This window comes from Sphingobium sp. YBL2 (assembly GCF_000943805.1).
Taxonomy (GTDB): domain Bacteria; phylum Pseudomonadota; class Alphaproteobacteria; order Sphingomonadales; family Sphingomonadaceae; genus Sphingobium; species Sphingobium fuliginis.
Map to the genome: position 1 here is coordinate 4316518 of NZ_CP010954.1, position 12810 is coordinate 4329327.

Genomic DNA, 12810 nt, shown 5'->3' on the forward strand with positions numbered 1-12810 from the left:
GATCACGCTGCCAATCGCTGGAAGGGGCGTGAAGCCCGCTGCTGCGTTGCAGCGCATATGGCGGGAATGGCGGGAAAAAGCAAGTGGCGGCGTTCGCCTCCCCCTACAACGTCACCTCCACATGCTTGCTCCGCATCTCTTCGCGCACGTCTCCGCCGAACATTTGCCGAAACATGCCGCCAAGCGACATGTCGGCACGCCAGATTTCCGCGCGGCCAAGATCGAAACGGAGCATCGTCAGATGCGGGTCCTGCCGTCCGCCGGGATACCAGCTCGCCACATCATGGGTCCAGTACCGGTCGATCACCGCCGGGTCCGTCTCCTCGACCAGGGTGCCGTCGATGCAGGCGAACAGGAAATGTCCCTTGCCTGCGAACTGGGCCATGGCCGGTCCGCCCCTGGCCAGCCGGTTCTCCCGCGTCGTATAGAACCAGAAGCAATGGTTCGCGCCGGGATCGAGCTGCGCCGTCATGGGCATACTGTGATCGGGCGACCCTCTCAACCCGACCATCAGGAACGGGCTTTGCGACAATTCCGTCCAGAAGCGATGGCGGATGTCGGCCTCATTGCTCATCTTCTCTCTCCCTTCGATCTCAGGCGGGACTCAATCGACGGCGCCAAGCGATTTGCGGGAGTCAATTTAGCACGAAAGCTTGATCTTGCGCAGTCTTCTCTCCACATAGCGCGCATGTTGATCGAGACCGAAGCGACGCCCAATCCGGCAACCGTCAAGTTCATTCCCGGCCGCGTGGTCATGGGCATGGGCACCCGCGATTTCGCCACACCGGAAGAAGCGGAGGCTTCGCCGCTGGCCGATGCGCTGTTCGGCCTGGGCGACGTGACGGGGGTCTTTTTCGGCGGGGACTTCATTTCCGTCACCATCGCGCCCGGCGCACAGTGGAGCGATGTGAAGCCGGACATCCTTTCGATCCTGCTCGAACATTTTTCCGCCAACATGCCGCTGTTCGCGCCCGGCTCGGCAGGCGAAATCTTTGTTCCCGAGGAGGAGGAATTTGCGGACGATCCGGAAGATGAGGAGATCATCGCCCAGATTCGCGAGCTGATCGACACCCGTGTCCGGCCGGCCGTGGCCAATGACGGCGGCGACATCATCTATCGCGGCTTCGACAAGGGAACCGTCTATCTGCGCATGCAGGGCGCCTGTTCCGGCTGCCCCTCCTCCACGGCGACGCTGAAGAACGGGATCGAACAACTGCTCAAACATTATGTGCCCGAAGTGACGGAGGTCCGCGCCGTCTGAGCGGCGAAACAGTTGGCCGGGAACAATTGGCAAACCCGTGCCGATCGATTAACCGCAGAGCCGGGCATCGCATCGGGCGAGCGGTCAACAGGGGTTTTCTTTGCGCATATTGGTCATCGACACCGCGACACAGGCGCTGTCCGTGGCGCTGCTCGATGACGGAGCGCCCCTGGGCCATTTTCATGAAATCGTCGGGCGTGGCCATGCCGAAGCGCTGCTGCCCGCCATCGCTGCCCTGCCCGACGGCGGCCGGGCCGATGCGATCGCCGTCGATGTCGGCCCCGGCAGCTTCACCGGCGTGCGCATCGGGATCGCCGCCGCGCGGGCGCTGGCGCTGGCCTGGAACATTCCGCTGCATGGCTATGGCGCGCTCGCCATGATCGCGGCCAGGGCGGCGGCAGGGGATCATAAGGACGAGACCCTGGCCGTCACCATTACCGGCGGTCATGGCGAGTTGTTCTGGCAGGCCTTCTCCACTGACGGGCTTGCGCCCCTCGGCCCGCCCGCCTCCACGCCGATTGCCGAACTGGCGAAGCAATTGACGCAGCCCACGCTCTACGGCACCGGCGCCGAAGCGCTGGTGACGGCGCGCGGCCATGGCACGGCGGTGAGCCTGTATCCCGATGCCGCGGACTATCCGCTGGTCGCCGGGCTCCCGCCGCTCCCCCCCTCCCCCCTTTATTGCCGTGGCGCGGATGCGCGTCCGATGGCGGAACGGGCAGCGTCATGACGCCGGGCCTGACGCTCCAGACCTATGAGGATGGCGAACGCAACGCGATGAGCGATGCCATGGACGTCATGGTGCGCGCCTTCGACCCGGCCTTTGGCGAAGCATGGACATTGCCGCAGCTCGCCGGGGTGATGACCATGCCGGGAACCTGGCTCACCATCGCCCGGATCGACGCCGCGCCGGTCGGCTTCGCGCTGGTCCGTTCCGTGCTTGACGAATGCGAATTGCTGCTGTTGGCCGTCAGCCCGCTCTGGCGCGGGAGGGGCATTGGCGAGGACCTGCTGCTCGACAGCCTCAGGACGGCGCGCAAGCGGGGCATTACGTCGATGAATCTGGAAGTTCGTGCGTCGAATACGGCAATAAGGCTATATGAAAAAGCCGGGTTCGAATATGTACACCGCCGTCCCGGTTACTATCGCGGCAACGATGGACAACTTCACGACGCGCTAAGCTTTCGTATCGACATGCTTAGATGATTTAAATCCGCCCTTGCAAAACAGAAACCATCGGTATAGCTGACCCATACCGCTCCTGAAATGATTTTCCTCGGGCGGGTCGCGCAACCAATAGCCTTCGCAGGGAAAAGAAATGGAAACTGAATCAGCGCAGAGCGAACTGCTCATTACTTTGACGTCGGATATTGTCGCGGCCCATGTCTCGAACAACAGCGTTGCCGTCTCTGACGTATCTACCCTGATCCAGAATGTGCACGCCGCGCTTTCCGGTCTGGCCACTCCCGCCGCCGCGCCGGAGGTGAAGCCCGAACCCGCCGTCTCGGTCCGCTCGTCGATCAAGCCCGACTACATCATCTGCCTGGAAGACGGCAAGAAGCTGAAGATGCTGAAGCGCCACCTGATGACTCATTATCAGATGACGCCCGAAGATTATCGCGCCAAATGGGGCCTGCCGGCCGATTATCCGATGGTCGCGCCCAACTATGCCGAACAGCGCCGCAGCCTGGCCAAGAAGATCGGCCTCGGCACCAAGCGCCGTCGCGTCCGCGCTCCCAAATAACAGCGCAAACCGCAGGCAAACGCCCATGCAAGGGGTGCGCGTATCGCGCGCCCCTTTTATACTAGGACGAAAGCCGCTAGGCTCTTTTCCGAACTTACGCACATTCCAGCCAAGTGAGCCTGCATGAACCGCAAGATCGACGTCGAAGCCCTTTGCCATGAAAAGGGCCTGCGCATCACCGAACAGCGCCGCGTCATCGCCCAGGTGCTGAGCGACGCCACGGATCACCCGGATGTGGAGGAACTGCACAGGCGCTCCGCTGCCATCGATCCGGGCATTTCCATCGCCACCGTGTACCGCACGGTCCGCCTCTTCGAGGAGGCGGGCATATTGGATCGTCACGATTTCGGTGACGGCCGCGCCCGATATGAGGCGGCGCCCGAATCCCATCACGACCATCTGATCGATGTCGAGACGGGCAATGTCATCGAATTCGTCGATCCCGAACTGGAGCAGCTTCAGAAGCAGATCGCGGAAAAGCTTGGCTTCCGCCTGGTCGACCACCGGATGGAACTTTACGGCGTCGCGCTCGACCGCAAGAGCTGAGACAGCTTGGCCGCACTTCGACGCTTCATGCGCCTGACGGCTTTGGCCGCCAGCCTGCTGCTCTGCCTCATCCCGCATCTGCTCTGGCGCGCGGCCCGGCGCCGGTCGCCCTGGCCGCCGCGTTTTCTGGCGCTGGCGGCGCGTTCCGTCGGCGCCCGGGTGCGGATCGACGGCCATCCCTTTCAAGGGGACAGCTTCATCATCGCCAATCATGTCAGTTGGGTGGACATATTGGCGCTGGGCGGTGCGACGGGTGCGGCCTTCGTCGCGCATGACGGCATCGCGCGCTGGCCCGTCATCGGCTGGCTGGCCGCGCAGAACAATACGCTCTTCGTCGCCCGCGAGCGCCGCGGCGCGCTCTCTTCGCAACTCGACGCCTTGCGCGCCGCGCTGGCGGGGCATCAGCCGGTGGCGCTTTTCCCGGAGGGCACCACCAGCGACGGCACCGGCCTCCTGCCGTTCAAGCCATCCCTGCTCTCGGTCCTGCTGCCTCCTCCGCGCTCGGTGCGGATTCAGCCTGTCCATATCGACTATGGTCCGGCCACCGCCGAAATCAGCTGGCACAGTGCCGAGCCGGCGGGTGCGAACGTCAGGAGGTTGCTGGAACGCAAGGGCAGGCTGGAGGTCACCCTGCGCTTTCTGGAACCGTTCGATCCGGCAATCTGCCCTGATCGCAAGGCCTTGGCCGCGACGGCCCGCGAAAGAATAGCCGCGAGCATCGTCGCGCACCTGCCGCCTTTTACTTGCGGCGCACCCCTTGTATAGCTGGACCGCATGAATCGGTACGACGCCCAAAAGACTCCAGCGACCTTCCACGTCAAATCCTTCGGCTGCCAGATGAACGTCTATGATGGCGAGCGCATGGCCGAAATGCTGGGCGAGCGCGGCATGACCGCCGCGGCCGACGGCGCCGAGGCGGATCTGGTCATCCTCAACACCTGCCACATCCGCGAAAAGGCGGTGGACAAGGTCTATTCCGACATCGGCCGCATGACCCGCGAGGACGGCAGCCGCCCGATGATCGCGGTCGCCGGCTGCGTGGCTCAGGCGGAGGGCGGCGAAATCCAGCGGCGCGCCCGCAATGTCGACATCGTCGTCGGCCCACAGGCCTATCACCGCCTGCCCGACCTGATCGACAAGGCGGGCCGTGGCGAACAGGCCGTCGACACGGACATGCCGCTGGCGTCGAAGTTCGGCGCGCTTCCCGCGCGCACGAAGCAGGCGCGCCCCACCGCCTTCCTGACGATCATGGAAGGCTGCGACAAATTCTGCACCTATTGCGTGGTCCCCTATACACGCGGCGCGGAAATCAGCCGCAGTTGGTCCGCGATCCTGGACGAGGCGAAGGCGCTGGTCGACGGCGGCGTGCGGGAGATCACCCTGCTCGGCCAGAACGTCAATGCCTGGACCGGCGAGGACGACAGGGGCCGGACGCAGGGCATGGACGGGCTGGTCCGCGAACTGGCGAAGATCGACGCCCTCAAGCGCATCCGCTACACCACCAGCCATCCCAACGACATGAGCGACGGGCTGATCGCGGCCCATGGCGACGAACCCAAGCTGATGCCCTTCCTCCACCTGCCGGTGCAGTCGGGGAACGACCGCGTGCTGAAGGCGATGAACCGAAGCCATGACGCCGACAGCTATCTGCGCATCATCGAACGCGTGCGCGAAGCCCGACCGGACATCGCGCTCTCCGGCGACTTCATCGTGGGCTTCCCCGGTGAGACCGACGCCGAGTTCGAGGATACGCTGAAGATCGTGGAGCAGGTCCGCTACGCCCAATGCTACAGCTTCAAATATAGTTCGCGCCCCGGCACGCCCGCCGCCGACATGGACGGACAGATCCCCGCGGAGGTCATGGACGAACGGCTCGCCCGCCTGCAGGCGCTGATCAACCGCCATCAGGTGGAATTCAACGCGGCCACCGTCGGCCGCCGCACCGGCATCCTGCTGGAGCGCAAGGGCCGCCATCCCGGCCAGCTCATCGGCAAGACGCCCTGGCTTCAGTCCGTCCACGTCACCGCGCCGGAACTTTCCATCGGGGACATGGTAGAAGTCGATATCATCAGCGCCGGCCCGAACAGTCTGGCCGGACAACCCAGCAGGAGGAAGGCCGCTTGAACCTAATCACAGTCGTTCCCGTGGCAACGGGAACCCATCTCCAGCCCTGTCCACCAGGCTCAAACGACAGGAGATGGATACTCGCCCGCGCGAGTGTGACTGACGAACAGGGAGGCTGCTGAATGTCCAAGAAACCCAATCATAACCACCGCACCGAGGTCGCAGAACGCGCCCGGCTGGAAGTCACTTTCGACCGTCCGCACCTGCTGGGCGCGCTGTTCGGCCAATATGACCAGAATCTGGTGGCCATCGAAAACCGCCTGGGCGTCTATATCGCGGCGCGCGGCAACAAGCTCCAGATCGAGGGAGACGCCGAGGCGGCCGCCCGCGCGCGCGATGTCATGACAGGCCTCTACAACCGTATCGTCGCCGGCCAGGAAATCGATGCCGGCGCGGTGGAGGCGGTGATCGCCATGTCCGCGGAGCCCACGCTGGACGGCATCATCCGCCATGACGTGGCCGAACCGCCCAAGGTCATGATCCGCACGCGCAAGAAGACCATCGTCCCGCGTTCCGCAACGCAGGTGACCTATATGGAGGCGCTCACCCGCAACGACATCATCTTCGCGCTGGGCCCGGCGGGCACCGGCAAGACCTACCTCGCCGTCGCGCAGGCCGTGAGCCAGCTCATCACCGGCAGCGTCGACCGCCTGATCCTCTCCCGCCCCGCCGTGGAAGCGGGCGAGCGCCTTGGCTTCCTGCCCGGCGACATGAAGGAGAAGGTCGACCCCTATCTCCGCCCGATCTACGACGCGCTCTACGACACGCTCCCCGCAGAGCAGGTCGAACGCCGCATCGCGTCGGGGGAGATCGAGATCGCCCCCCTCGCCTTCATGCGCGGCCGCACCCTGTCCAACGCGTTCATCGTGCTGGACGAAGCGCAGAACACCACCGTCGCCCAGATGAAGATGTTCCTGACCCGCTTCGGTGAAGGCAGCCGCATGGTCATCTGTGGCGACCCGCGTCAGGTGGATCTGCCGCAACCGGGCATTTCCGGTCTGGCGGACGCCGTCGCGCGGCTGGAGGGGGTGGAGGGCATCTCCGTCGTGCCCTTCGGCATCAGCGACGTGGTGCGTCACCCGGTCGTGGGCCGCATCGTCCAGGCTTATGAGGGCCCGGATGCCTGAGATGCACGCCCGGCACCCGGTCGTTTCGAGCCCTTCGACCGCCTGCCAAGGCAGGCGTCCGGGACAGCCCAGGGTCGAGGAACGACATTTCGACCTTCACCATGTCTCGACTACCCCCGGCGCGAACGGAAACCGTCATAATGATTGAAGTCGCCGTTCTCCACGAACAGGGCTGGCCCGATACCGACTGGGAATTACTGGCCCAGCGGGCCGTCGTCGCGGCCATCATGCACAGCCCCTATGCCGCGTTCGCCGCGGACGAAGCCTTGTACGAGGTCGCGGTCAAACTCACCACCGACGAGGAGGTCCACCAGCTCAACCGCGCCTATCGGGACAAGGACAGGCCGACCAACGTCCTGTCCTTCCCGATGGTGCAGTCGGACTTGCTGGAAACCACCGCCAACACCGACGATGGCGAGGTGCTGTTGGGCGACATCGTACTGGCGGAAGGGGTCTGCGCCAGCGAGGCCGCGGAAAAGGGCATCTCCATAGCCGATCATGCCACGCATCTGATCGTCCATGGGACTTTTCATTTGCTGGGATATGATCATATGGAGGACGCCGAGGCCGAAGCGATGGAAGCGCTGGAGACGCAGTCGCTGATCAGCCTGGGCATTTCCGATCCCTATGGGGATCGATAATATTTTGTGGCATCGCTTTTAGCGGAAAGCCGGCGCCCACCGTCAAACGGGTTCAGGACAGGCTTTCTCGGGCGATGCCGTGAACAGGGAAACGGGAACTACGATGGCGGAAGGCAGTCCCAAGGACGGCAACGGTTCGAAGGAATCGGACAGTAGCAGCCATGAGGGCGGTTTATGGAGCGGCCTGAAATCGCTGCTCTTCGGAGATGAGGAAAGCCACAGCCTTCGGCGCGAGCTGGAGGATGCGCTCGACGAATATGATGAGGAGGAGCAGGAGGAAGGCGCGGCGCCCCCTGCCAAGGGCGACCTGTCTGCCATCGAACGCCAGATGGTCCGCAACCTGCTGCACTTTTCCGAACATACGGTCGATGACGTGGCGGTCCCTCGCGCGGACATCATCGCCATAGAGGAAAAGGCCAGCTTTGCCGATCTGGCCGCCCTGTTCGCGGAGGCGGGACACAGCCGCATCCCCGTCTATCGCGAAAATCTGGACACTATCGTCGGCATGATCCACATCCGCGACGCCTTCGCCATATTAGCGGGCAAGGCGCCGGCGCCCGATACGCTGGAACCGCTGATCCGCCAGCCGCTCTATGTTCCCGAAAGCATGGGGGCGCTGGACCTGCTCGCGGAAATGCGCGCCAAGCGCACCCATCTCGCCATCGTGCTCGACGAATATTCGGGTACGGAAGGGCTGCTCACCTTCGAGGATCTGGTCGAGGAAATCGTCGGAGAGGTGGAGGACGAGCATGACGAGGAACCGGAAGCGATGCTGGTTCCGCTGGATGGCGGCCTTTGGGAAGCCGACGCCCGCGCCGAACTGGAGGATGTGGCGAAGGAAATCGACGAAAAGCTGGCGGACATAGAGGAAGATGTCGACACGCTGGGCGGCCTGGCCTTCGTGATCGCGGGCCGCGTTCCCGAGCCCGGCGAGATCGTCGAACATGCGCAAAGCGGCTGGAAACTGGAAATCCTGGACAGCGACGGACGCCGCGTCAGCCGTCTGCGCCTTCACCCTCCGGCGGAACGGGAAATCGAGGAAGAGGGCTGATTTTGCTTTGAGCTGGGTTGAAGCGTAGGAATCTGACCTGAGCAGGTGATGCGAAGGTCTCAGGATGGCCCGCTATAGCCCAGCCACCGCTGCTTCATCCTCCAGCAGCCACTCCAGTGCCGGCTCAGCCCATGGAAATATCCGCAGATAGGATTGGGTCATCACCCGGCGCACCTGCATGCTTGCAATGGCGCTGGGGGTGACGATGGCGATCCGCCTCGCCTTGGGAAAATCGCCGAGATGGCGACCGAAGGATGCGACCGCATCCTGTGTCTGGACAGCGCTGTCGGTCATGTCCATGCGCAGCAGATAGCCCGGCTGGAACCCCTGCTCAACGAACTGGCGCTTCAATATGCGCGCATATTCCGCAATCGCCCCATCGGTGAAGATGCCGCGCCATCGGATGTCGAGCAGGTTCAGATCATGCCGGAAATCAATGATATACATGGGGTTCTCCGCTAGGCTCAGGACCCGTTACTGGAGGGGTCGAGGCATCGAAATGCGCGCCGCGAAGGCTCATTGCCTTTGTCAGCGCATTTCGGTTCGAGATGGAAGCCATTTCGGCGTCCCGCAGAAATTTGACCAAAATGACCCCAGTGCTGCGTCGGCAAGGCTGGAAATATCAACATATTCCTGCGACTTGCCTTCTGGCCCTGAGCCATTTTGCCTCAAACCTCGAACCAGCCAGCATTGGGTCCCGAGCCTGACGACACTGGCGCGGAAATATTACGGAAGACTTACGCGATCCCCACCCGATATGTTGATGCAGATCAGAAATAGGCGCGAAATATTAAGAGCTTGCCGCTAGGTCATCATGCCCAGACAGGGGGCGATCGATGCGACAGGAAAGACGGACATCCGGCCGGGCGAATCCGCCGACGGCGGGCCATATGCCATGGACCAGCCTGGAAAAGCGGCTCTACGCCCTGATCTGCATCGCAACCCTCTTCTTTGCCTGCGTCACGCCGCCCTTTCAGGCTCCCGACGAGAATCAGCATTTTATGAAGGCGCTCCTCCTTTCCGAAGGCGGCATGCTGACCAAGCAGCAGGGCGCGATGATCGGCGCGGAGCTTCCCCGCGCCGCCATCGACCTGCACGACGCCCATTTCCCGACGCGCGCATCACCCGATGCCCGCCTGTTCCGGCCGTCCATGCTGATGACCGCGTGGGATGCCGGGAAATCCCGTGCCGATGAGCGGCGCTTTGCCGATTTCCCCAATGTGGCGAACTATGCGCCCACCCTCTATTTGCCCGGAGCGGCCGGTCTGGCGATCGGCAAGAGCCTGGGCCTGCCGCATCTGGGAGCTTTCTACAGTGGCCGGATCGTCAACGCCCTGTTCGCACTGGCCATGCTGGCCGCGGCGCTCGGCCTTGTTCCGTTCGGCCGCAATGCCCTGCTCGCCACGGCGCTGCTGCCGACCTTCTGCTATCAAAATGCTTCGCTCTCCCCCGATGCGGTCATCAACGGCACGGGCTTTCTCGGCCTTGCCTTGGCGCTGCGGGTCGGCTTCATGGGGTGGACGGCGAAACGCGGCCTGGCGCTCTACCTGATCGCTCCCGTGCTGGCGCTTGCCAAGGGCGTCTATCTGCCGTTGATGGCGGCCGGATTGCGCTGGCCGGAAAGCCGCCGCGATCTTCGACCCCTGCCGCTCCTTGCCGCAATGGTCATCGGCGCTTTCGCCTTTCTTCTGTGGATGAAGCTCTCCGGCGGCACCCAGGCGCTCTACCATATCGTGTCGCGCAAGACGGGCGAGACGGTCATGACCGCGCCTCTCGGTCAGCAATTGGCGGTTATCCTGCACGATCCGCTTGCCTATCTCCATATCCTTGTCACCAGCGTCACCGAACGCACGCCGGTCTATGCGCTCCAGATCGTCGGCCGTTTCGGCTGGAATGCGATTTTGCTGCCTCTTCTCGCCTATCCGCTGGCGCTGGCAATGCTCGGCGCGGCGATTGGCAGCGGATCGGCCATGCGCGTCTCATGGGGGCAAAGGCTCTGGTGGCTCGCCATCGCGGCCGGGGTGGCGCTGCTGATCGAAACCGCCATGTATCTGACGGGCACGCCGCTTGGCGCCGACTATATCCAGGGGACGCAGGGTCGCTATTTCCTGCCCGTTCTGCCACTCGCATTGCTCGCCCTTATGCCGGCGGCCCCGCTGCGCGGCGCCCGGCCCTTGTTCGCCGGATCGGCCCTGCTGCTACTCGCCATTGCCGCCGCCACGGTTTTCGACAGCTTCTGGGTTCATGGCTTCGTCACCGCCGACGGCATGCCCCCGCACCATGACCCTATCCGCCGACTCTTCCTGCCCTCTCCGCGCTGGTAGCCAGGCACCGCACAGCGCCAGCCAGCCCAGTCCTTCGATCCAACCCGCCAGCACGTCGCTCGGCCAATGCACGCCCAGCCAGACCCGGCTGATCCCGATCAGCGCAATCGCCAGTCCCATGGCGACATAGGCGGAGCGCCCCCCGCCCAGCATGGCCAGTGCCCCGAAGAAGACCATGTTTCCCGCCGCATGGCCGCTTGGAAAACTATAGCTGTTCACCAGGTCAAGATGCGGCAACAGATCGGGCCGGGGCGCGGCAAATATCTGCTTGAGCGCCAGGTTGAGCAATGTCCCGCCGAACGCCACCCAGAACAGCCAGAGGGCACGCGCACGCGCCATCCGCCAAAGCGCGACGAAGCAGGCGCCCAGCAGAGCGAAGCGCCCGGCCGTACCGCCCACGGCCGACGCCAGTTGCATGATCCAGGTGACGATGGTTCCGGCGCCGCTGTCCCGCGCGCGCCCCGCCATTCCCATCAACCCGGCATTCAGCCCATCCAGCCATCCCTGCCGCTGGACCAGCGCAATCCCCAGGACGCAAAAAAGCGCGAGGACAAACGCCCCCGCGCCTTTAGCCACGGCTTTGCGCCGATCAGATATGGAGTGCGCGCCCATAAGCGGCGAGCACGCTTTCATGCATCGATTCCGAGATGGTCGGATGCGGGAAGACGGTGTGCATCAGTTCCGCCTCGGTCGTCTCCAGCGTCTTGCCGATGGTATAGCCCTGGATCATCTCGGTCACTTCCGCACCGACCATATGCGCGCCAAGCAACTCGCCGGTCTTGGCATCGAACACCGTCTTGGTGAAGCCTTCCGCCTCGCCCAGCGCGATGGCCTTGCCATTGCCGATGAAGGGGAACATGCCGACCTTCACCTCATAGCCGGCTTCCTTCGCCTTGGCTTCAGTCAGGCCAACGGAGGCGATCTGCGGATGGCAATAGGTGCAGCCCGGAATATTGCGCGGGTCCATGGCATGGGGATGCTTGCCGGCAATGGCTTCCGCCGCGATCACGCCCTCATGGCTCGCCTTGTGCGCCAGCCACGGCGGGGCAGTGATGTCACCGATCGCCCAGAGGCCGTCGACATTGGTGCGGCACATCGCGTCGGTCTTCAGGAAACCGCGCTCGTCCATGGCGACGCCCAGTTCCTTGAGGCCGATATTCTCCGTATTGGGGACGATGCCGATGGCGACGATCATGTGGCTGAATTCGGCGACGCTCTCCTTGCCCGCCTTGTCCTTCAGCTTCGCCTTGACGCCATTGGCGCCGACCTGGATGTCGCTGACGCCGGCACCGGTCAGGATGGTCATGCCCTGCTTCTTCAGCGCCTTTTCGAGAAAGGCGGAAACATCCGCATCCTCGACCGGCACGATGCGGTCCATCATCTCGACCACGGTCACGTCGGCGCCCATGTCATTGTAGAAGCTGGCGAACTCGATGCCGATCGCGCCCGATCCGATGACCAGCAGCTTGCCCGGCATTTCCGGCGGGGTCATGGCGTGGCGATAGGTCCAGACGCGCTTGCCGTCGGCCGGGCTGCCCGGCAGGTCGCGCGCCCGCGCACCGGTGGCGACGATGATGTTCTTCGCCGTCAGTTCCTCCGTCTTGCCGTCCCTGGTGACGCTGAGCCTGCCCTTCCCGGTCAGCTTGCCCTCGCCCATATGAACGGCGATCTTGTTCTTCTTCATCAGGTGCGTGACGCCCTGGTTCAGTTGCTTGGCGACGCCGCGCGAACGCTTCACCACCGCCGCGATGTCGGCGCTGATCTTATCGGCCGCCAGTCCATAGTCCCCGGCATGCTGCATATAATGGTAGATTTCCGCGGAACGCAGCAACGCCTTGGTCGGAATGCAGCCCCAGTTGAGGCAGATGCCGCCCAGATTCTCCCGCTCGACAATGGCGGTCTTCAGGCCCAGTTGGGCGGCGCGGATCGCGGCCACATAGCCGCCGGGGCCGGAGCCCAGAACGATGAGGTCGTAATTCTCAGCCATATCGG

General features: G+C 63.8%; 14 protein-coding genes and 1 pseudogene. 11 read left to right on the top strand and 4 right to left on the bottom strand.

Annotation, left to right across the window (positions count from 1 at the left end; translation table 11 throughout):
• Positions 1-103 precede the first annotated feature (103 nt).
• The gene (locus tag TZ53_RS19810; RefSeq protein ID WP_025549190.1) at positions 104-574 is read right to left on the bottom strand and encodes a pyridoxamine 5'-phosphate oxidase family protein; all 471 of its coding nucleotides are present in this window, start codon (positions 572-574) and stop codon (positions 104-106) included.
• Positions 575-688: 114 nt separating this feature from the next.
• On the opposite strand from TZ53_RS19810, the gene TZ53_RS19815 reads away from it, so the two are divergent.
• From TZ53_RS19815 to TZ53_RS19860, 10 genes are all read left to right on the top strand, one after another.
• Positions 689-1261 carry a NifU family protein gene (locus TZ53_RS19815; RefSeq protein ID WP_025549188.1) on the top strand — a complete coding sequence of 191 codons (573 nt, stop codon included), beginning with the start codon at positions 689-691 and terminating at the stop codon, positions 1259-1261.
• Between the two features lie 100 nt (positions 1262-1361).
• Positions 1362-1991, top strand: coding sequence for a tRNA (adenosine(37)-N6)-threonylcarbamoyltransferase complex dimerization subunit type 1 TsaB (gene tsaB, locus TZ53_RS19820; protein ID WP_044662454.1), 630 nt, complete (start codon positions 1362-1364; stop codon positions 1989-1991).
• Positions 1988-2467, top strand: a complete 480-nt coding sequence (locus TZ53_RS19825) for a GNAT family N-acetyltransferase (protein ID WP_025549186.1) — start codon at positions 1988-1990, stop codon at positions 2465-2467. Before tsaB ends, TZ53_RS19825 begins: the two co-directional genes overlap by 4 nt.
• A 112-nt stretch (positions 2468-2579) precedes the next feature.
• A complete protein-coding gene (locus TZ53_RS19830; protein WP_025549185.1) occupies positions 2580-3005 on the top strand; it encodes a MucR family transcriptional regulator in 426 nt (141 codons plus the stop codon).
• Between the two features lie 123 nt (positions 3006-3128).
• Positions 3129-3551 (top strand): Fur family transcriptional regulator, encoded by a 423-nt coding sequence (locus TZ53_RS19835; RefSeq protein ID WP_025549184.1) that lies wholly within the window; start codon positions 3129-3131, stop codon positions 3549-3551.
• 6 nt (positions 3552-3557) lie between these two features.
• Positions 3558-4316, top strand: a complete 759-nt coding sequence (locus TZ53_RS19840) for a lysophospholipid acyltransferase family protein (protein ID WP_044662455.1) — start codon at positions 3558-3560, stop codon at positions 4314-4316.
• Positions 4317-4325: 9 nt separating this feature from the next.
• Positions 4326-5675, top strand: a complete 1350-nt coding sequence (miaB, locus tag TZ53_RS19845) for a tRNA (N6-isopentenyl adenosine(37)-C2)-methylthiotransferase MiaB (protein ID WP_025549182.1) — start codon at positions 4326-4328, stop codon at positions 5673-5675.
• 122 nt (positions 5676-5797) lie between these two features.
• A complete protein-coding gene (locus TZ53_RS19850) occupies positions 5798-6802 on the top strand; it encodes a PhoH family protein (RefSeq protein WP_025549180.1) in 1005 nt (334 codons plus the stop codon).
• A gap of 140 nt (positions 6803-6942) precedes the next feature.
• The gene (ybeY, locus tag TZ53_RS19855; protein WP_044662456.1) at positions 6943-7443 is read left to right on the top strand and encodes an rRNA maturation RNase YbeY; all 501 of its coding nucleotides are present in this window, start codon (positions 6943-6945) and stop codon (positions 7441-7443) included.
• Between the two features lie 103 nt (positions 7444-7546).
• Complete coding sequence (locus tag TZ53_RS19860) at positions 7547-8494, top strand: hemolysin family protein (protein ID WP_044662457.1); 948 nt, start codon at positions 7547-7549, stop codon at positions 8492-8494.
• A gap of 72 nt (positions 8495-8566) precedes the next feature.
• On the opposite strand, the gene TZ53_RS19865 is transcribed toward TZ53_RS19860, so the two are convergent.
• Positions 8567-8941: a hypothetical protein gene (locus TZ53_RS19865; RefSeq protein WP_025549176.1), complete on the bottom strand. Its 375-nt coding sequence runs from the start codon at positions 8939-8941 to the stop codon at positions 8567-8569.
• Between the two features lie 443 nt (positions 8942-9384).
• On the opposite strand from TZ53_RS19865, the gene TZ53_RS27620 reads away from it, so the two are divergent.
• Entirely contained in the window at positions 9385-10818 is a 1434-nt protein-coding gene (locus TZ53_RS27620) for a DUF2142 domain-containing protein (protein ID WP_130029978.1), read from the top strand.
• Between the two features lie 51 nt (positions 10819-10869).
• Here TZ53_RS27620 and TZ53_RS26270 read toward each other — a convergent pair.
• Together TZ53_RS26270 and lpdA are read right to left on the bottom strand one after the other, a co-directional pair.
• Positions 10870-11451, bottom strand: a pseudogene (locus TZ53_RS26270) (phosphatase PAP2 family protein); the annotation flags it as partial.
• Complete coding sequence (gene lpdA / locus TZ53_RS19875) at positions 11408-12805, bottom strand: dihydrolipoyl dehydrogenase (RefSeq protein WP_044662459.1); 1398 nt, start codon at positions 12803-12805, stop codon at positions 11408-11410. The gene lpdA and the pseudogene TZ53_RS26270, both read right to left, overlap by 44 nt.
• Between the last annotated feature and the right edge of the window lie 5 nt (positions 12806-12810).

Bases quoted from the DNA above. Each gene is read 5' to 3' on its own strand.
- ybeY (WP_044662456.1), top strand. From the start codon at position 6,943: ATGATTGAAGTCGCCGTTCTCCACGAACAGGGCTGGCCCGATACCGAC.
- TZ53_RS19810 (WP_025549190.1), bottom strand. From the start codon at position 574: ATGAGCAATGAGGCCGACATCCGCCATCGCTTCTGGACGGAATTGTCG.
- lpdA (WP_044662459.1), bottom strand. From the start codon at position 12,805: ATGGCTGAGAATTACGACCTCATCGTTCTGGGCTCCGGCCCCGGCGGC.
- TZ53_RS19860 (WP_044662457.1), top strand. From the start codon at position 7,547: ATGGCGGAAGGCAGTCCCAAGGACGGCAACGGTTCGAAGGAATCGGAC.
- TZ53_RS19835 (WP_025549184.1), top strand. From the start codon at position 3,129: ATGAACCGCAAGATCGACGTCGAAGCCCTTTGCCATGAAAAGGGCCTG.
- TZ53_RS19815 (WP_025549188.1), top strand. From the start codon at position 689: ATGTTGATCGAGACCGAAGCGACGCCCAATCCGGCAACCGTCAAGTTC.
- TZ53_RS19865 (WP_025549176.1), bottom strand. From the start codon at position 8,941: ATGTATATCATTGATTTCCGGCATGATCTGAACCTGCTCGACATCCGA.
- TZ53_RS19830 (WP_025549185.1), top strand. From the start codon at position 2,580: ATGGAAACTGAATCAGCGCAGAGCGAACTGCTCATTACTTTGACGTCG.
- TZ53_RS27620 (WP_130029978.1), top strand. From the start codon at position 9,385: ATGCCATGGACCAGCCTGGAAAAGCGGCTCTACGCCCTGATCTGCATC.
- miaB (WP_025549182.1), top strand. From the start codon at position 4,326: ATGAATCGGTACGACGCCCAAAAGACTCCAGCGACCTTCCACGTCAAA.
- TZ53_RS19850 (WP_025549180.1), top strand. From the start codon at position 5,798: ATGTCCAAGAAACCCAATCATAACCACCGCACCGAGGTCGCAGAACGC.
- TZ53_RS19825 (WP_025549186.1), top strand. From the start codon at position 1,988: ATGACGCCGGGCCTGACGCTCCAGACCTATGAGGATGGCGAACGCAAC.